This is a genomic window from Tsuneonella dongtanensis (assembly GCF_001698205.1).
Lineage (GTDB): Bacteria > Pseudomonadota > Alphaproteobacteria > Sphingomonadales > Sphingomonadaceae > Tsuneonella > Tsuneonella dongtanensis.
In genome coordinates this window covers 828,969-847,928 of sequence record NZ_CP016591.1, presented here as the reverse complement: position 1 = coordinate 847,928, position 18,960 = coordinate 828,969, and the positions used below count along the sequence as shown (strand labels likewise).

Annotated in this window: 12 protein-coding genes; 7 read left to right on the top strand and 5 right to left on the bottom strand. The window is 64.5% G+C overall.

What is annotated here, in order from left to right; all coding sequences use genetic code 11:
• Nucleotides 1–29: 29 nt before the first annotated feature.
• The 5 genes from A6F68_RS04115 (at nt 30) to A6F68_RS04095 (ending at nt 8,249) form a co-directional block, all read left to right on the top strand.
• Complete coding sequence (locus tag A6F68_RS04115) at nt 30–1,274, top strand: glycoside hydrolase family 27 protein (RefSeq protein ID WP_067676694.1); 1,245 nt, start codon at nt 30–32, stop codon at nt 1,272–1,274.
• A 22-nt stretch (nt 1,275–1,296) separates the two neighbouring features.
• Complete coding sequence (locus A6F68_RS04110; RefSeq protein WP_067676692.1) at nt 1,297–2,517, top strand: alpha-amylase family protein; 1,221 nt, start codon at nt 1,297–1,299, stop codon at nt 2,515–2,517.
• Nucleotides 2,518–2,607: 90 nt separating this feature from the next.
• Nucleotides 2,608–5,418, top strand: coding sequence for a TonB-dependent receptor (locus A6F68_RS04105; RefSeq protein WP_157096641.1), 2,811 nt, complete (start codon nt 2,608–2,610; stop codon nt 5,416–5,418).
• 81 nt (nt 5,419–5,499) lie between these two features.
• A complete protein-coding gene (locus tag A6F68_RS04100) occupies nt 5,500–6,384 on the top strand; it encodes an SMP-30/gluconolactonase/LRE family protein (protein ID WP_067676688.1) in 885 nt (294 codons plus the stop codon).
• Nucleotides 6,381–8,249, top strand: a complete 1,869-nt coding sequence (locus A6F68_RS04095) for a family 43 glycosylhydrolase (protein WP_084001625.1) — start codon at nt 6,381–6,383, stop codon at nt 8,247–8,249. Before A6F68_RS04100 ends, A6F68_RS04095 begins: the two co-directional genes overlap by 4 nt.
• Nucleotides 8,250–8,252: 3 nt before the next feature.
• Here A6F68_RS04095 and A6F68_RS04090 read toward each other — a convergent pair whose 3' ends face one another.
• A complete protein-coding gene (locus A6F68_RS04090; protein WP_067676684.1) occupies nt 8,253–9,299 on the bottom strand; it encodes a glycoside hydrolase family 43 protein in 1,047 nt (348 codons plus the stop codon).
• Between the two features lie 23 nt (nt 9,300–9,322).
• Nucleotides 9,323–10,750 (bottom strand): sulfatase family protein, encoded by a 1,428-nt coding sequence (locus tag A6F68_RS04085; RefSeq protein ID WP_074428333.1) that lies wholly within the window; start codon nt 10,748–10,750, stop codon nt 9,323–9,325.
• A gap of 81 nt (nt 10,751–10,831) precedes the next feature.
• Between A6F68_RS04085 and A6F68_RS04080 the strand changes: the two genes are divergently transcribed.
• Entirely contained in the window at nt 10,832–11,794 is a 963-nt protein-coding gene (locus A6F68_RS04080) for a hypothetical protein (RefSeq protein ID WP_067676680.1), read from the top strand.
• 10 nt (nt 11,795–11,804) lie between these two features.
• Entirely contained in the window at nt 11,805–12,764 is a 960-nt protein-coding gene (locus tag A6F68_RS04075; protein WP_198152666.1) for a hypothetical protein, read from the top strand.
• A 55-nt stretch (nt 12,765–12,819) separates the two neighbouring features.
• Here the strand turns inward: A6F68_RS04075 and A6F68_RS04070 are convergent, their stop codons facing one another.
• The 3 genes from A6F68_RS04070 to A6F68_RS04060 all read right to left on the bottom strand — a co-directional run bounded on the left by A6F68_RS04070 (nt 12,820) and on the right by A6F68_RS04060 (nt 18,950).
• Nucleotides 12,820–15,768, bottom strand: a complete 2,949-nt coding sequence (locus tag A6F68_RS04070; RefSeq protein WP_067676676.1) for a TonB-dependent receptor — start codon at nt 15,766–15,768, stop codon at nt 12,820–12,822.
• Nucleotides 15,769–15,948: 180 nt separating this feature from the next.
• A complete protein-coding gene (locus A6F68_RS04065; RefSeq protein WP_067676674.1) occupies nt 15,949–17,814 on the bottom strand; it encodes a DUF5060 domain-containing protein in 1,866 nt (621 codons plus the stop codon).
• A gap of 5 nt (nt 17,815–17,819) precedes the next feature.
• Complete coding sequence (locus A6F68_RS04060; RefSeq protein WP_067676671.1) at nt 17,820–18,950, bottom strand: family 43 glycosylhydrolase; 1,131 nt, start codon at nt 18,948–18,950, stop codon at nt 17,820–17,822.
• Nucleotides 18,951–18,960 lie beyond the last annotated feature (10 nt).

Below are 18,960 nucleotides of genomic sequence, written 5' to 3'. Positions count from 1 at the left end.
TCAAGTTTCCGAGCGCGCCAACTCCTCCGATGGGGTGGAACAGCTGGGACTGTTTCGGCGTCGACGTGACCGAGGCCGAGGTGCTGGCCAACGCCGAGTACATGGCCGAACACCTGCTCTCTCACGGTTGGGACACGGTGGTCGTCGACCTGGCATGGTACGGGCGCGGCCTGACCGCGCTCGGCGAGCAGTACAAGATGCAGCGCCCGCCGTTGCTTCTCGACGAATGGGGACGACCCATGCCCAATCCGGACCTGCATCCGAGTGCTGCGGACGGCATGGGCTTCAAGCCGCTCGCAGACAAGGTCCACGCACTGGGCCTCAAGTTCGGCATTCACATCATGCGCGGCGTTCCCTGGGAAGCGGTCGAAAAAGCCACCCCGATCAAGGGCAGCGAGCACACTTGCGCCGACATCGGTCTGCCGCTCGAAGGGTGCCCCTGGTTTCACGGCTTCCGAACCATGGACATGGCACATCCCGGCGGGCAGGCCTGGTATGACAGCCTCGCCGAGTTGTGGGCGGGCTGGGGCGTCGATTTCGTCAAGGCCGACGACATGAATTCGTGGACCGGCGAAGGCGGCAGCCCCTATCGTGCCGACGAGGTCGACGGCCTCGCCCGCGCGATCGCGAAGGCCGGGCGGCCGGTGACGCTCAGCCTCAGCCCGGGTGCCGCGCAGTACGCGCAGGTCGCACACATGCAGGATCGCGCGCACATGTGGCGGATCTCGCCCGACTTTTGGGACGATTGGGCGGCGCTGCGGCGCATGTTCGACCACTGCGCCAAGTGGGCGCGCTTTTCCGGTCCGCAAAGCTGGCCGGACGCCGACATGCTGCCGCTCGGGCGCATTTCGCTGCGGGCCGAAGTGGGCGAACCCCGGTCGACCAACTTCACCCGCGACGAGCAGGTGACGATGCTGACCCTCTGGGCGATCGCCCGCAGCCCGCTGATGTTCGGCGGACACCTGCCCGAAACGGATGCCGACACGCTGGCGCTGATCACCAACGACGCGGTGATCGGGGTCAATCAGCGATCCAGCGGGGGACGCGAAATCCTGCGCGATGGAAACCTGATCGCTTGGGCGGCTGGCGCCGAGGACGGCGGGCGCTACGTGGCGCTGTTCAACGTCGGCGAAGATTCCCTTTCGGTCGACACCGCGCACGCAGGCATCGACATCGGCGATGGGTCGCTTTTCGACCTTTGGTCCGGCGCGACGGCCGACGGATCGCCGCTCGACATCCCTCCCCACGGCGCGCGCCTGTTGCGTGTCGGCTGACAGCCCACTTCCGGAGACAGTCATGAAAAGCGCCCTTCCCGCCCTCGCCGCCGCCTTGATCCTTTCCGGCTGCGCGACCGTTCCAGCCGGTAGCGGCGCGCACCCGGTGATGCTGGGCGGCAAGGTGCTGCCGACGCCGGCGGAGCGCATGGCGTTGCGCGATTTCCCGTCGATCTACCAAGCGTGGAACCCGCTCGACATGCCGGCTCAGTACCCGCAGGACACGATCGCGCAGCGCATCGCCGCAGCGGCCAAGCATGATCTGTTGTGGGAGGAGCCGGTCAGCCAGATCGGCTTCAAGACCCCGCTCGTGCTCGGCCTCGAATGGGACGGTGCCCATGCCGGCCAGTCGACCCGATTCAAGTCGGCCTCTCTGGCGCAGGCGATCAAGAATCGCATCGAGCTGCTTCGCCTGAACCCGGCGATGGTCACGCTGATGGAAATCCGCTGGCGCGATGCGCCGGGCAGTTACCTGCCGGAAGACAGCCCGTGGTGGAAACGCAACCCCGACGGCACGCGCGAAGCCGGGTGGGACGGCGGGCCTGAGCCGTACTACATGCTCAATTACGAGAACCCCGGTTTCATCAGGCACGTGGGCGAGCAAGCGCGCATCGCGGTGCAGTCCGGCGTATACGATGGCGTCATGCTCGACTGGTCGGGATACCTGCCGATCGTCGAGGAAGTGCGCCGATCGGTGGGCGACGACGCGATCGTCATCGTCAATATCCACGACGATATCGAGGACGGCGAGAAGTACGCGCACCTCATCAACGGCGCGTTCATGGAATGCGACCCCGAACCGGGCAAGCTGTGCGGCTGGGACAAGATGAGCCGCGCCCTGCGCTATTATGAAGCAGCGTTCCGCTCGCCCAAGGTCAATGCTCTTGAGGGCTGGGGCGATCGCAAGGATTTCAAGCGGATGCGGGCGGTGACGACGATGGGTCTCACGCAATCGGATGCATTCGTCCTCTATGCCGATCCCAACCCGCTCAAGACGCCCGACCACCTGCACGACTGGTACGCGTTCTGGGACACAAAACTCGGGAGACCGACCGCGGCGGGCGCGATGGCGCCGGACGGCAGCTGGCGCCGCCAATTCACCAACGGCACCGCTGTCTACAATCCCTTTGGCAACAAGACGGTGTCGGTTTCGTTCGATGCGGATCGCACGCAGGCTTCCACCGGCCGCCGAGCGAAAACCTTCGAAGTCGGCGCGGCCGATGGAGACATTTTCGTGCGCTAGTATTGCATTATTTGTAATACAATCTATTCTCCTCCGCGATCGTCGAGGTGCCACCAATTGCTGGGCCCGGCGGTCGAGGAGGAGGATGCCATGATTACCGCACGCCGGACCGCGTCGCTTCGCGCGACCGCCAGTATCGTTTCGCTCGCCGTCGCCTGTTTCGCCCCGGCCGTCGCCGCCCAGGACGCCGCGCCGGCCGAGGACGAGATCGTGGTCTCGGGCATCCGTGCGAGCCTTGAGGATGCCGCCAGCAAGAAGCGTGCGGCCGACCAGATCAAGGACGTCATTTCCGCCGAGGACATTGGCAAGCTGCCAGACCAGAACGTCGCCGAAGCCATGCAGCGCGTCACCGGCGTACAGATCGGGCGCGACGACGCCGGCGAGGGCGCGGGCTTCACGGTGCGCGGCATCAGCCAGAACCGCGTCGAGGTCGACGGTCGTTCGCTGCTGCCCGACAACCCCGAGAATCGCTCGAACGATTTCTCGGGCATTTCCTCCCAGCTCTTCGCCGGGGTCGAGATCGTCAAGTCACCCTCGGCTTCCGATGTAGAGGGCGCGCTTGGCGCGACCGTGCGCCTCGTCACGCGCAAGCCGCTGACGACCAAGGATAACCTCATAACCTTCCGCGCGCAGGGCCAGTACCCCGAGCTGCTCGGCAAGGGCATCGATCCCAGCCTGACCGGCCTTTTCAGCGCCAAGTGGGACGCGGGCGCGGGTGAGATGGGCTTCCTCATCACCGGAAGCTACGAGAAGTACAATTCGCGCACCGACCAGATCGGCAGCAACGGTTGGGCCAAGCTCGCCGTCCCCAACCAGATTCGTTCGAACAACGGCAGCGCCGCGTCGACCACCTATCCGAATTTCCCAACCTACGACGTCTTTCGCCCGCAGGTCTATCGCATCCAGCAGTTCGATTTCAGCCGCGAGCGCATCGGCATCGACAGCACATTCCAGTGGGCCCCGACGTCGAGCCTGACGTTCAGCGTGACCGGCAACTATTCGAAGTTTAGTTCGGAGAACAACGAGCAGAAGATCGCGTTCAACCTCAACAACAACAACCAGTGGTACGCGCCAAACCCCAACGCCGAAAACAGCGGGTTGCTGACGGTGAGTCGCGATCCGGTCGGCACCGAAACGGGAACGCAGACCTTCGGCTTCCTGCTTTCGTCGATCATCGGCATCGATAACCAGAACAACAACACGAAGAATTTCGACTTCGTTCGTGTGAATCCGAACAACACGTTCGGAACGAATCGGCAGTACTCGATCGCCGGTACCGCGGATTACGAGAGCGACCTCGTCGATGTGCACCTTTCTCTGAGCACCGCCGATCTCAACAACAAGGCGCTCAACATCACTAACAACTTCTCGGTGGCTGACGGTTTCAACCTCGATCCCACGTTCCCGCGCCAGTTCACCCGCCTGCTCTACGACTTCACGGACTCTGTGAACAATCCGCCGTCGTTCGACTGGACCTTCGCGCCGGGTTATTCCTTTTCCGATCCGGCAGGGTGGCAGTTCTCGAACTTCTTCATCAGTGACACTTTTCGCGGCGTCACCGAGAAAGAACTCCGCTTCGACACCAACTGGCACCTCGACAGTGGACTATTCCGCGATCTCAGGATCGGTGTCAGGGTCGCCCGTCGCGGTGCCACTGGCCGCCGCTTCGGCAGCGTGTCATCGAACGAAGGAAATAACCGCTACATCAGCAACATCCCCGAATTCCAGGGGTTGATCACTAATGTCGAGGACCCGATTTTCGCGCGCTATGATGCCTCGCTGCCGCAAAACTGGTTCACTTTGGTCAACCTGTCCCAGGCACAATATCGTGACCTGCAGGAGGCGCTCCAGCCGACCGCGCAATTCCCGCTGCTTCAGACGTACAGCTTCGATATCCTCGAGAACAACTGGGCCGGCTACGCGCAGATGGACTTCTCGGGCAATCTCGGCTCGATCCCGTTCCGGGGTAATTTCGGCGGGCGCTATGTCCAGGTCGACCGGCGTGTCTCGGCGAACGTGATCCAGGGTAACGACCTTATTTTCGACCAACAGAGTTCGCGTTCGGGCGAGTTCCTGCCTTCGGCAAACATCACTTTCGAAATCCAGCGCGACATGCTGTTCCGCCTCGCCGCGGCGAAGACTCTCGCGCTGCCCGATCCTGCGGACCTCTCGCCATCGTACAGCTTGCCCGGAAACAGCTTCCAGGCTCGTTCGGGCAACCCTGACCTCCGTCCATTCAAGGCGACGCAGTACGATGCCTCGTTCGAATGGTATTTCGGCCGCAACAGCCTGTTCAGCGCAGCGGCGTTCTACAAGGATGTCAGCACGTTCTTCGTCGACAGCACGCGCACAGTGGTTCTTCCCGATCGTGATAACGATAACGACGGATTCCCGGACGAAATCACCATCACCTTCCCGGACAACGGTGACTCCGGCACCATCAAGGGCTTCGAAGTCGGGCTGCAGTCGACGTTCGATTTCCTTCCCGGGTTTCTCTCCGGCTTCGGCGTGGTCGCCAATTTCACCCTCACCGATTCCACTCAGCCGGCACAGCAATTCGACCTGATCTCGGGCGAGATCCTGCCGCTGCCGCAGCTTTCCAAGAAGAGCTACAACCTGATCGGTTTCTACGAGAAGTACGGTTTCAGCGTCCGGCTCGCGTACAACTACCGCGACGGGTATTACAACGGCACCGAGAACGGGCTGAACCTTTACAACGACGGTTACGATCAGCTCGATGCCAATGCGAGTTACCAGATCACCAAGCAGTTTTCGGTCTTCGGCGGGGTGACCAACATTACCAACAGCTACGTCCACCGCTACCTGAACCTGCCGCAGATCACGCGCGATTTCCGCGACACCGGGCGGCGCTGGACCTTCGGCATCTCGGGTCGGTTCTGATCTCGAGGGCGCCTGCCCGGCCTGGCTCGTGCGAGCGATCGCGCACTTGCCTGCCGGGCGGCGTGCGATAGGTTTTCGCGCATGACCGATCACTCGCTCCCGCCCGTCACCATCGCCAACTGCCTGGGCGAGGGGATCGTCTGGGACGAGCGGGATCAGTCGTTCCGCTGGACCGACATCGAGGGGCGCAAGCTGTTCAGGCTTTCGTGGCCGGATCGCGAACTGACCGAAACGGACCTGCCCCAGCGGCTCGGGTCGCTAGCGCTGACCGACATCGACGGCGTGATCCTCGCGGCGTTCGAGGCGGGTTTCGCGCAGTTCGCGATCGCCAGCGGCGAAGTCGAGTGGATCGCGAAACCCGTCTCGATCCCCGGCGTGCGCTTCAACGACGGCCGGGTCGACCGGCAGGGCCGTTTCGTCGCCGGCACGATGGTCGAGGATGCGGACAAGGCGGGCGGGGAGCGCAAGGGCACGCTGTGGCGCCTCGAGGCCGACGGTTCGCTCACCTCGCTGGTCGAAGGGATCGGCATCACCAACGCCCTCTGCTGGTCGCCCGACGGCGCGACGATGTATCACGCCGATACCACAACCGGCGCGCTCAACGCCTATCGCTACGGCGAGACGGCGGAGTTCGATCGGGTCGTGCGGCAATTCACGCCGGAAGAAGGCTGGCCCGACGGTGCCAGTGTCGATGCCGCGGGGGATATCTGGCAGGCGCTGTGGGGCGGAGGGGCGCTCGTCTGCCTCGAACCCACGAGCGGGCGCGAAATCGACCGCGTGTCGTTACCCGCATCGCAAATTACCTGTCCGGCCTTCGGGGGCCCCGATCTCGATATCCTCGCCGCAACGAGCGCCTGGACCGATCTCGACGACGCCCGCCGGGCAGCGGAGCCGGAAGCGGGTCAGCTCTTCTTCGCCCGTCCCGGCGCGCGCGGATTGGCCGAGATGTGCGTTCGCCTCGGATGAGTATGTCCGCGGCCTTTGCGATGCTGGCGGCGGCAGCAGCGGCCCCGTCCGCCGACCCGGCCGAGCAAGACCAGGCGGCGATCAATCTCCAGTTCGATGCGCGACCCGTGACGCCGTTGGTCGAGGAGCCGCTGGTCGATCCGCAGATGAGCCGGATCGGGGATTTCTGGTACCTGACCGGGACGATCCCGGGGGCTACGGGAGTGACGATTCCGCTCTGGCGCTCGACCGACCTCCAGACGTGGCGGCGGCTGCCCGATCTGTGGGACGGGACCGAGAAGACCGGTCACTGGTCGGATGCCCCCTGGCCGCTTCCCGGGCACACGCTGTCGGACAAGACGCGCACGATCGTCGCCCCCGAACTGCACGCGATCGGCGGGGCGCTTTACCTCGCCTTCTCGTACGATTTCGGCGGTATTCACGTGCTGAGAAGCGACAGCGGCCAACCCGAAGGGCCGTGGCATCATCACGCGCGTCTGACCGAGTTCGGACGGCATCCGACGCTGTTCCAGGACGACGACGGGAGTGTCTGGCTTGCCTTCGACGGCGGCACGGTCGCCCGGCTCTCTCCCGACCTCACGAAGATCGAAGGCAAGATCGAGCGCCTCGTCCCCGCCCACGATGCGCCGCCCAAGAAATGGGGCCTGCCGCCAGTGCTAGACCGCATCGGGACGAGCGGCGGGCAAATCCTCAAGCGCGACGGCAAGTACCTGTTCGTCGCCGCAGCTCCCGACGAACGCCTGGGCGCGACGCCGACCGACATGTTCGTCGCGGAAAGCGAGGGTGGACCGGCCGGCCCCTACACGCGCCGCTATCTCGCGGTGACGCACGGGGGTGCTGGCCAACTCGTGACGATGCCCGGCGGCAAGCTGGCCGCGCTCGTCGCGGCGACGCCTGGGGACGAGAACGCCTTGCTGCCCGGCAAGACCGCCCTCGTGCCGTTGGAAACGAACGCCGCCGGGCGCTTGCGCCCCGACGGGTCCCGCGTGCTGGAAGCCGGACCCGCCGGTTCGTTGCTGCCCGTGCCGTCGCTGGCGGGCGAGGCGATCCGCGATCCTTCGATCGCGCTGGGAGCGGACGGCTGGTACTACCTCGTCGGGACCAAGAAATGGGGCTGGGAACTGCCAAAAGGCGGCATTGAACTCTGGCGCAGCCGCGACCTGAAGGACTGGCAATACCGGGGTTTCGCCTGGAAGTTCTCGGAGAAGGATCTTGGCGTCACCCTGCCGGCCGAAGCGAACCCCAAGCTGTGGGCGCCGGAGATCTTCTGGTCGGCACACGACAAGGCCTGGTACCTGACCTTCTCGATCTGGACCGGATCGGGCCAGACCTGGCTGTTCAAGTCGAAAACCGACAGGGCCGAGGGTCCGTACGAAAGCGTCACCGACGGCCCTCTCGTCGAAAAAGGCATCGACGGATTCCTGTTCGAGAACGGGGCCGATCTCTATTATTTCTACGGCGGGTGCCAGCTCCAGAAGCTCAACGCACGGCGCAACGGGTTTGCCGATAAGTACGGCCAGCAACGCGCGGCGGGCGGGGTGGCGATGGGTTACGAGGGTTGCTCGGCGCTCAAGATCGGCGACAGGTTCTACCTGTTCGGCACCGACTGGAGCGGCAGCCACGAGGGTACCTACGACCTCTATTACGCGACATCCGACAGCCCGACCGGTCCGTGGAGCGAACGGCGCTTCGCGGTCCCGCACGCGGGGCATGCCACGGTCTTCCAAGGCAAGGGCGGGCAGGTCTACACCACCATGTTCGGGTCCGACACGACCGCGCCCTATCACATGCGCCTGGGCGTACTCGCGCTGGAATTCGACGCCGATGGAAAGCCCGTTCCGCGCCCCGTCGGACCCGCGAGGTAGCCGCTACCAGGTCACCGTCTGCGGGGTCGAGGTCGGGCCCTTGATACGGATTTCGCCATTCACGAAATCGATCGGCTCGATCACGAGCGAGGGTATTCCCGCATGAGGCCCGTCGCGCAGGATGCCGTGGCAACTGATCCACAACCGCCCGTCGGGGCCGGTGAACACCTCGTTGTGACCGACCGCGCGATAGGGCGTTCTGGTGTCGACATTGCAAGCGAGACCGGCCTTTTCGCACTCCCGCTCGTTCTGCGCACCGTATATCGGGTTGCCGGAAAACTTCGTCCACGGCCCCTCGGGCCGGTCGGCGGTGGCATAACCGATTTCGTAGCCGCGCGACCAGCTCGAGTAGAACATGTAGTATCGGCCATCGCGTTTGATGACATAGGGGCCCTCGATCCCGATCTTGTCCCACGCCTGCGGCCCGCCGACGTAGAAGCAGTCCCACGGCTCGCCGAGGAACTTGCCGCCGTCGAGCCACAGGCGCCCGCCCTTGATGACCTTCTCCTGGTTCCAGTAGCCGAAGGTCTGACCATCGTCGTCGGTGAAGATCGTCATGTCGTTGCCGGTCACGAGCGGCTGCTTGGGGGTCAATATCTCGTAGGGCCCATCGAGCGCATCGGCCCGCGCGAGCAGCGTGCCGTGGCTGTGCTTGTGCGCCTCGCTCTCGTTGCGGCAGTTGACGACCAGCCAGTACTTCCCCTCGATCCTGTGAATCTCGGGCGCCCAGAACCGATCGTAGTACCAGACCGACGGGTCGAGCTTGCTTCGGTCGATCAGAAGGCGCTCCTCGCCCCAGCTCGTCAGGGTATCGGACGAGAAAATGCGGACCCCGAGGTTCGGGCCCGTCCAGAATTCCGGCGCCGTTCCGACGAGGTGCCAGCGGCCGCCATCGCGGAGGACCTGCGCATCGCGGATGCCGCCGGTGATCCCGTCGAAGATGGGATTCTGCCAGGTGAAGCTGTTTCCCTTGGCCAATGCGAGGTCCGGCATCGCGCCCGCCGCGACCGCTGCACCCATCCCCTTCATCATCGCGCGACGCTGCATCATCCCTGTTCTCCCGTCCGATTCGTCTATTTCAAGGGCGCCTGGCCCACGACGCCCGCGATCGCGCGGTCCACGTCGGGCAGCTCTTCCGGCATGGTCGGCTTCGCGGCGACTTCGCTTTCATCGTTCGATTCGCGGCTGTATCGATCGACCGCCGCGCGCAATCTCGCGAGTTCGCTCGTAAAGCGCGGATCGGCGATCAGGTTCGTGCGCTGGCCGGGGTCGGCCTGCAGGTCGTACAGCTCCTCGGCCGGACGGCGACGATAGAGCCGCACGATCTCGGCCGCGGCCGGATCGGTCTTCGCTCGCTCCAGCCAGGTCTGCCAGTATTCGTTGGTCCACTTGTCGCCCGCCTTGTCGATGTGCGTGGTGTAGGCGAACTCGGGGTGGAGGTTGCGTACGTAGACAAAGCAGTCGGTCCGCGCCGAGCGCATTGGAAAGACGTTCATCGGTCCGTCGCCGGTATGGGTCGTGAGGATCACGTCGCGATGCTCGTCCGCCTTGCCGAACAGCACCGTAGCGAACGAGCGCCCATCCCGCGCGCCGCTCATCTTTGCCCCGGCAAGGTCGATCACCGTTGGCACGATGTCGATCCAACTTACCATGCCGGAGGTGCGCGTCCCGGGCGCGATCCGGGTGGGCCAGACCGCCAGCAGCGGCACGCGCACACTCTCATCGTAGAGGTTCCACTTCGCGAACGGCCATTGTGCCCCGTGGTCGGAGCTGAACAGCACCAGGGTATCCTGCAGTTCGAGATAGGTCGCCGCGAGGTCGAGCGTCTTGTCGAGGTCCTCGTCCATGCGGGCGACGGACTCGTAGTACTGGGCCCGGTTGATGCGCGTCTGCGGCGTATCCACCGCCTTGTTCGGCAAATCGACGTCCTTCGGATCGAGGCGGTAACCCTCGCGGATCCACGGAACGTGCGGATGACGCGTCCCGACGAGCAGAAACAACGGCTTCTTCGGATCGCGCTTGTCGAGGAACTGGTGGAGTTCGTCGAAATCGAGCTGCGGCTTTCCCTTATAGGTGACGCCGTGGTCCCAGTGTTCGTTGGGATTGGTGATCCCATGGGCCACCTTGCCGAATATGGCGACTTCGTAGCCCTTAGCCACGAGATCGTGCATCAGCGAGGTCACGCCCGGCTTTCGCGTAAAATCGTGGTTCGCCGTCACCCCGTTCTTTTCCGGCATCAGCCCGGTGAACAGCGCCGAGCGGCTGGGAGCGCACGCCGGCGAAGCGACATAGGCCTGATCGAACGTCAGCCCTTCCCTCGCCATGTGGTCGAGAGTGGGAGTCTTGACCACTTTCGCGCCATACGGCCCCGCATCGCGCAGCGACAGGTCGTCGGCGATGAACATGACTACGTTGGGGAGCCGGGACGGTTCGGGCTGGGCCGGCACTGTGGTGCAGGACAACAGCGCGAGCGCCAGTACGACGATCCAGAAACGACGCAAAACGCTCTCCCGATGCTTGCCTCGAACGGCAGGTTCTTTCATATGACTTATCATTCAAATCCGGGTGTGGGAAGCCGAACGATGTCTTTCTTGGGCGCGCTGCTGCTGTTGGCGCAAGGCGTTTCCGGCGCTGCCGTCGATGCTGACCTGTCCCATGGTTCGGTCGGAACGAGCGCCCGCTTTTCCCACGATACGACGATCGGTTCGCGGTTCGAACCGCCCGACGACTGGGACGAGATCGTGATCGGCGCCGACGTGACGATCACCGGCAGCATCGCCATCCCGGAAACCCGCAGCCGTCCGCTGATCATCCGCGGCGAGGATCGCAAAACGTCGGTCCTCAAGGGCACCGGGACCTATGATCACATCCAGCAGCGCAACGCCTTCGCGCGCAGCCACAGCGCGATCACCAGTCTTTCGCTTGCGCCGCTCACGATCCGCGACCTGACCTCGCGCGATCCCGACAAGTTCAACTTCGTCGGCCGGGGTCCGCTGCTGGCCGAGCGTGTCGATATCGTCGATACCCGCAAGGCCTATACGACCGACGGCATTGGCGGCGGACGCGGGACCCGCGTCGATGATGCGCGAATCGACACCTACGACGATTCGCTGAAGGTCTATTCGCCCGACATGACGTTCGACAACGTGACCATCACGATGAACCGCAACGGCGCGCCGATCCAGCTCGGCTGGGGGACCGAGCGCGGCAGCGCGACGATCCGCAACCTCACGGTGATCGCCAACAGCCCGACGCTCTACAACCAGGGCATCATCGCTCGCGCCAACAAGAAGGCCGGCGTCGGCCCGCTCGAATCGACGTTGGTCATCGAAGGCCTGAAGGTGATCGTGCCCGAAGGAATGGCGCGACCTAAGCTATTCCAGTTCGGCACCCGCAGCGGGTTGGAGGTCGACGATTACAAGGTGACCGTGACCGGACTCTGCTCGGGAGCCATGCCCGCCTATTGGAATCGCGCCGCGGTCGATGCCGAGACCGAAGTGCTGCAGGGCGGTGCGGTCGAGATCGTCACGCCCGATTGTCGATAGGAGAATGCCGGTGCGAACTATCCTGCTGTTTCCGCTGGCCTGCGCGGCCTGCGTCGGCGCCGCGCCCCCGGCAGGTACGCCTACCGCACCGAATCGTATCGTTCAGCGATACGATGCCGATACCGTTGTCGGGTCGAAGTTCGCCGTACCCGACGCGTGGGACGAGATCGTGATCGGTCCGGGCGCGACGGTGCGCGGCAGTTTCCTGATTCCCGACACACGTGCCAAGCCGCTGTTGATCCGCGGCGCCGACCGGGAAACGTCGCGACTCGTCGGCATGGGCGATCTGGACCGGAACACCGCGACAGACCCCAACGTGCGCGACCGCAGCGGGGTGATGAGTTTCAGCAAGGCGCGCGTGACGGTCAGCACCCTCACCTCGCTCGACCCCGACAAGTTCCACATCCTCGCGCGCGGGCCGCTGACTGTCGAGCACGTGACGATGCGCGAGACCCGCGGCGAGGCGACCACCGACGGCGTCGGCGGCGGCGACGGGACGATCGTGCGCGACGTGCTGATCGACAGTTTCGACGACGCGCTGAAGGTCTATTCGGGCGGCATGCTATTCGAGGACGTGACGATCGTCCACAACCGCAACGGGGCGCCGATCCAGTTCGGCTGGGGGGCGGAAAAGGGCGACGCGACTATTCGCAACCTGACCGTGATCGCCAACAGCCCCGCCCGCTACAACCAGGGCGTGTTCGCCCGCGCGGGGCAACGCGAGGGCACCGGCCGCCTCGCCACCGACATAACGATCGAGGGGTTCCGCCTCGTGGTCCCGGACGGCATGGCACGCCCGCCGCTGTTCACCTTCGGCCGCCGCAACGGCCGCGTAAGCGATGCGAAGGTTACCGTGACCGGGCTCTGCTCGGGTAATCCGAAGCCTTTCGCGACGCGGGCAGAGATCGACGCGAAAACAACGCGCCTGAACGACAGCTTGGCGGAACTCCTCACCCCCGATTGCCGATAAAAAAGGGGGTGCCGATCGGCACCCCCAGGATGACTATCCGGTTCTCTGGAGAGAATTAGAACCGGAAGCGAATACCTGCGCGCATGATCGAGCCGGTGTCTGTCACGTTGCCCAGCGCCTCGGGTACTGAATAGTACTGGGTTTTCAATTCGTTGTTCACGTTCTGCCACTGGCCGAACACCGTCACGCCCTTGACGATCTGATAGCTCGCCGAGAGATCGAGCTGGGCGTACGGCGCGTTGAAGTTCGACAGCGCGGCGGAATAGGGAATGTAGACCGTCCGGCCGAGCGCCAGCTGGTCCTGGTCCACCGAATACAGCCGCAGATCGTTCGAGCCCGGGCCGCCACCTTCGTAATTGCGGCTGCGCCAGTTGTAGGCGGCGCGGAGCGACAAGCCGTACTTCTCGTAGAACGCCACGAGGTTGTACGCATGCTTCGACAGGCCCGGGATCGGCAATTGTTCGCCCGTCAGTTCGTCGAACCCGCTGTTCTGCGAGCTGTCGGTGTAGGTGTAGTTGGCCGAAAAGCCGAGCCCGTCGAGGAACCCGGGCAGGAAATCGAACGTCACCTGCGCGTTCAGTTCAAAGCCCTTAATGGTGCCCGAGCCGCCATTGACCGGACGCGTGATGCTGAAATCCTCGTCGTCGTCGATCGTGCCGCTGTTGTCCTCGTCAAAGCTGAAGATGAAGCGCTCGAGCTCGGTGAAGTTGCGCACCTTCTTGAGGAAGGCCGCCGCGGTGAACGCGGTCGAGCGGTTGACGTACCATTCGAGCGAAACGTCGAAGTTGTCCGATTCGAACGGCTGCAACCGCGGATTGCCCTGGCGGCCGGTCGTTCCGCCCTGCGCGATATCGCGCGACGGCGCGAGATCGGATGGGTTGGGCCGCGACATCGCCCGCGACGCGGCGAGACGAAGCAACAGGTCCGGCTGAAGCGAGAACGTGATGTTCGCGCTGGGCAGGATCTTGAAATAACTGTTCGAATCGACGTTGTCCGTGACCGGGATCGGCCCCGGCGTGCCCGGGTTGCCTTGCTGCAATGAATCGAAGTGGCACAGCTCGCGGCCGAACGCCGTGATCGTGTCGCCCGGCACCGGAAGGGTACATGCATATCCCTTGACCGAAGTTTCGACCAGCCGGACGCCGGCGTTGCCGGTGAACGGCACTCCGAGATTGCCTTCGAAATCCGCCATCACGTAGCCCGCGAAGACGTTCTCGGTGATGTCGTACGGGTAGTACGGATCGATGAAGTAGTAGAGCCCGGGCGCGGTCGCGCGCGCGTAGTCGTTCAGATCCTGCCGCTGGTCAAAGACCGGCACGATCCACTGGCGCACGATATCGCCGGTGTACCCATCGAGAACGGGCGGGGTCAGCAACTGGTAGATGTCGCCCACGGCGTCGGGTGAATTCTGCTGGATCGTGCCCAGATTGTTCGTGCCGCCTATCGTCAGGCCGCCCGCTCCGCCGATCCGCTGCTGGAACCTGCGGATATTGTTTTCCGACCAGCGCATGCCGAAGGCGATGTTGCGCACGAAGTTGGCCCCCGTATCCCAGTCGAAGTCGAGCGCGGCGGCATTCTGGGTGTTGACGCTGTAGCCCAACTGGCCGGAGAAGTTGTTGAGGGTGTAAGCCGACGGATTGTCTTCCTCGCGCGCGCCGGTGGGGAAGACCAGCGAAATGCTGGGCAGGTCGGCCCCGTCGGTGAAATCCCACCGGGCGCCGGGCTGGCTGAGGGTACCGGCCAGGCCGGTCGTGAGGTTGAGCGCGTGGTTCAAAGCGTCACGATCGACCCGCGCCTTGCTGTAGCTGTACTGGAATTCCACCTGGATCGGTGAACCGGTGTATTTGAAGCCACCGGCGTAGGCCTGCTGGGTTTCCTTGTACTGCTCGAAGTTCGCGGCCGTGCGATCGGGCGTACGGGTCAGCTCGCCGGCCAGCAGCAGGTCGCGCGAAACCGTCGACCCGGCGCTGGCGCAGGTCGCCGGCTGGCTCGGGTTGGTGCAGGTAAATTCGGTCCCGAAAGCGGGCCGCGTATACGTACTCAGCACAGGCGCCTGCGGCGACGTCACACCCGCCGAGTTGTTGCTCGTAAGGACGTAGATAAAACGATTCTGCGCCCGGTCGCGATCGTACTGGGAATAGGTTCCCTGCACGAAGAACTCGAGGTTGGGCGTGGCTTCCCACTGCACCATGCCGTCGAGGCTGATCTGGTCGAATTCGAACGGACGCCGCTCGACGAGAACCTGACCCGGGCGGAAGGTGCTGTAGGTCGTGGAAATTCCGGGATACTTCGTCTGTTGCTGGCTTTGCATCACGCGCCAATCGACAGCGACGCCCTCGGCGGTAACGTTGCGGCGCTCGTATGCGCCGTTCAGCAGGATGCCGATGCGCCCCATGCCGGTATCGAACGGCTTGGCGATCAGGCCCGAAAAGAGGTAGCCGGGCTTGGTGAGTTCGGTGTCGCTGACCTGGGCCTGGCCGCTGATCGTGAATTTGCGGAAGTCGAGCGGGCGATAGGTCTTGAGTTTGACGGTGCCGCCGATCGAACCTTCGATCAGGTCGGCGGTCTGCGACTTGACGACCTCGATCTCCTTGAACAGCTGCGAACCCAGCGTGTTGAAGCTGTTCGAGCGGGTGTCGCCACCGTTGCTGGCGATCTGGCGCCCGTTCACCTCGACGTTGTTGTTCGACAGGCCGCGGATCTGGAAATTCGACCCGGCGCCGGTTTCGTCGCGGCCGATCTGCACGCCGGTCACGCGCTGCATCGCCTCGGCAACGTTCAGGTCGGGCAGCTTGCCGATGTCCTCGGCTGAGATGACGTCGGAAATCTTGTTGTTGTTCTTTTTCGTGTTGAGCGCATCCTCCAGGCTCTGGCGAATGCCGCTGACGACGATTTCGCCCTCGCCCGCGTTCGGATCGGTGGCGTCCTGCGCGAGCGCGGGGCTTGCAAAGGAAGATGCGGCGATGGCGATGATGCTGGTGCGTACGCGGTGCGTCGAGATCACGATATTCCCCTCCCAAGGCGAAGGGGCATCGTTTCGGCCCCCTGCTGTCCTGATCGTTCGGCTCCTGGCAAGCGTCACGAGCCTTGGGATAATAAATCATACAAGTATGACTTGCAACGGAGTTTACGATATCTAATAAGTCATTGAATTGCACAGATTACGCCAATTTGGTCCAACTCGCTAGTTGACGCGTCGGAGCAGAACGACCCAGTCCGAGCCGATGTTGCGCGGCGGCGCACCGAGCGCGACCTCCATCGCCAGTTTGGCGTCGGTCCCGACGTCGATCGTCGCTAGCGAACCCTTTTCGAGACCGGATGAACCCGTAGGATCGAACCATTCGATCGTGTACTGGCCGGGAAAGCCGAGCAGCGAGAGCCGCAGCCTGTCCGCTGCCGTGGTGTAGATGAGGTACGTCCTGCCCGCTTCGGCGAACACGTAGTCGGTCGGGTCGGCAGTAAGGCCGTCTTCCGCCCGCATTCCGCTTGCCCGCGCTCCGATGTGGGTCTCGAAGAATTCCCGCCCCCGCACCCCGTCGCGCCAGAGTTCCGCGCGCGTGCGGTGATCCTGGCAATTCAGGTCGGTGCACCCGGTCCTGTAACCGTAATAGGCCTCGACCCCGTCGCCCCCGGCGGTCAGCGTGTTCCAGATTACCTCGCGCCGGAATCGTTCGCGCGGGATCGACAGATCGCGTTTGGACGGCAACCGACTGTCCGGGTAGCCCGGATCGACCCCCGCCCCGCCGGCCGCGCTGCCGGGCTCGTCGTAGCCGATCGGCCAACGGCGTCCGGTCAGGTCGGATGCGGTGCGCCACTGGACGATGTCCGGACGGATATCTGCGAAATCGTCCTTCTGCCCCTGCAGCGAGAACCCGTTCAGGCTGCTCGCCGCGCCCAGCAACGGGCGGTAACGCTCCTTCTGTTCCGGAAAAGTGTGGAGCACGATCGGATGGTCGTATGGGTCGATACGGTCGACGTAGGCCGCCATCGCGCGCACCTGGTCTGGCGTCTGCGTGTTTTCCTCGCCCAGGTTCCAGGTCACTCCGCGAAAGGCGCCGAACCGGGCGATCATCTCGCGCAGGTAGATGCGGCGTTCGCGGCCGAGGTCGCCGCCGTCCATGAACTGGTCGTTCTCGGTTTCCTGCAATTTGAGGTGGAGGGCGAGCCCGAGCGCGTCGCCATAGGCCAGCGCGCGGCGCCATTGCGCGAGCTTGGAGACATCGTAGCGGTCGTGGACCACGCCGGTACGCCACTGCTCGCCCGGTTTCATCTCGGCATACTCGGCTTCGGAAACCGCGAACAACTGCGGCACGACATTGCGATCGTCGCCGCCCACGTTGAACAGGAGCATCGAAACGGTGTTGAGTTTGCTGTCCGCCAGGTAGCGCATCATGCCCAGGAGCCCGCGCCCCTGTCCGTCGCGCCACAGGTAGGGCGCAGCCGCGGCATCGAAGTCGCGCTCGTGCGGAGCCCAGTCCTTGCGCAGGCCCTTGGCGTTCGAAGTGGCATCGAACCCGCTGTAGGCCAGCGTGTTTTCCGGCGCGTCCGGACCGAACTTGAAGAACGGCGCGCCGCTGCCCGACCAGCGATAATAGGCATCGCCGGTGTATCGCAGCGTACCGCGCGCGCCAACCGCATCTCGCGACTGCGCGGCGACGGTGAAACGGCCGCGCATTCCGTCCGGGCGCAGCCGGACCCCGGTGGCATTATCGGTCGCGGCGACGTCGCGTCCCTGCGTGAAGCCGATCCGCCAGGTCCACGTGCCGGGGTGAGGCGGCAGGAAATGCGCGCGCCAGACCGTGCCGCCGGTACATCCGTCGTCCGCTGCCGTGCCGCAGCCGTCGAAATAGCCTGGCACCGTCCAGGCCGCCTTGCCGTCGGAAAAGGTCACGTCCAGCCGATAGTCGGCGAACGGGTTCGCGCCCTGCGCCTCGTCGAGCGCGGGTCCATTGACCGTGACGGTCAGCGGATCGTTGGGGCCCCCGGCGCCGTCGAGCTGAGGCGAGGCTGCGAGCGGCGCGGCCGCGAGAAAAGCCGCGAAAATAGACACGATCCCTATTCCCCTGATGCAATCGTTGCGCGCGAGCCCTGATGCGGTACGGCGGTCCCGGCGGGCTTGGCCATGACGTTTTCGACGTCGGCGCCCGGCTTGATCATCGGCCAGCCGTCCGCGTCCCAGGCGATGGGCAGCACGAGCAGCATCTTGCCGGGCCCGATCGCCGGATTGTAACCCGTGAAGAGCATCCACCAGTCGCCGTTCGCGTCGTCGACGAGTTGCCCGTGCCCCATCCGCACAAACCGTCCCGTCCGGGAAATGCCGTGGACCAGCGCGTTGTGCGGATTATTCTGCCACGGGCCGTGAACGTCGCGCGCGCGGGCGCTGATCGCCATGTGCGCGGTCGGCGGACCGGCAGTACCACCTTGCGCCGACAGCATGTGGAGCCATCCATCGTGCCAGAGCAGTTTGGGCGCCTCGAGGCAGAAGCATTCGACCTGCCAGTCGGCGGGATAGGGCCACCCGACATAGGTTGACAGACGTTCCGGGATGTCGCCGACAAGCGCCTTGCCATCGTCGGTGAGCGGCATCAGCCGGCCGGCGCTGTACATGATGTACCGCTTGCCGGAAGCGTCGGTGGCGTGGCCCGGATCGATCGGATTGTAGCGATCGAGATCGACCGGCTCGCTCCACGGTCCTTCGGGCCTCGGTGCGGTGATCACGACGTTCATGAACTGCTGTCCCGACGGACGGGAGCGGTCGACGAGCGTGGTGTAGATATACCAGGTGCCGGCGTGCTTCACGATGTCGGGTGCCCACGGACTGCCGAGACCGCGCAGGTTCGGCGTCGCGATCTTCTCCCAGTTCACCAGGTCGCGCGAATGCCAGACGTCGAGCGTCTTGCCGAAGGTCGCGTAGAAGTCTTCCCCGTCGCGGACGACCGACACATCGCCCTGCGCGCCGACGAGCACAGGATTGCGGAAGGTCCCGTCCGCCAGGTCGCCGGCAGGAAGGGACACCGGTACCGCACCCTCCGCCGGGGGTGCCGCGTGCGCCGCGAGCGCCGCACCGGCGAAGGCGAGTGGACAGAGATATGCGAGCGCCTTCACTTGCCCGCTCCCCGGCCCAGAAGGCCCGGCCTCCAGGAACAGCGCCGCGACCGCGCCCGTCAGGACCCTGCGAAGGCGCATTTTGCCGACC

Coding starts and splice junctions, on each gene's coding strand:
- A6F68_RS04105 (WP_157096641.1), top strand. CDS start 2,608: ATGATTACCGCACGCCGGACCGCGTCGCTTCGCGCGACCGCCAGTATC.
- A6F68_RS04100 (WP_067676688.1), top strand. CDS start 5,500: ATGACCGATCACTCGCTCCCGCCCGTCACCATCGCCAACTGCCTGGGC.
- A6F68_RS04115 (WP_067676694.1), top strand. CDS start 30: ATGGGGTGGAACAGCTGGGACTGTTTCGGCGTCGACGTGACCGAGGCC.
- A6F68_RS04080 (WP_067676680.1), top strand. CDS start 10,832: ATGTCTTTCTTGGGCGCGCTGCTGCTGTTGGCGCAAGGCGTTTCCGGC.
- A6F68_RS04060 (WP_067676671.1), bottom strand. CDS start 18,950: ATGCGCCTTCGCAGGGTCCTGACGGGCGCGGTCGCGGCGCTGTTCCTG.
- A6F68_RS04095 (WP_084001625.1), top strand. CDS start 6,381: ATGAGTATGTCCGCGGCCTTTGCGATGCTGGCGGCGGCAGCAGCGGCC.
- A6F68_RS04090 (WP_067676684.1), bottom strand. CDS start 9,299: ATGATGCAGCGTCGCGCGATGATGAAGGGGATGGGTGCAGCGGTCGCG.
- A6F68_RS04110 (WP_067676692.1), top strand. CDS start 1,297: ATGAAAAGCGCCCTTCCCGCCCTCGCCGCCGCCTTGATCCTTTCCGGC.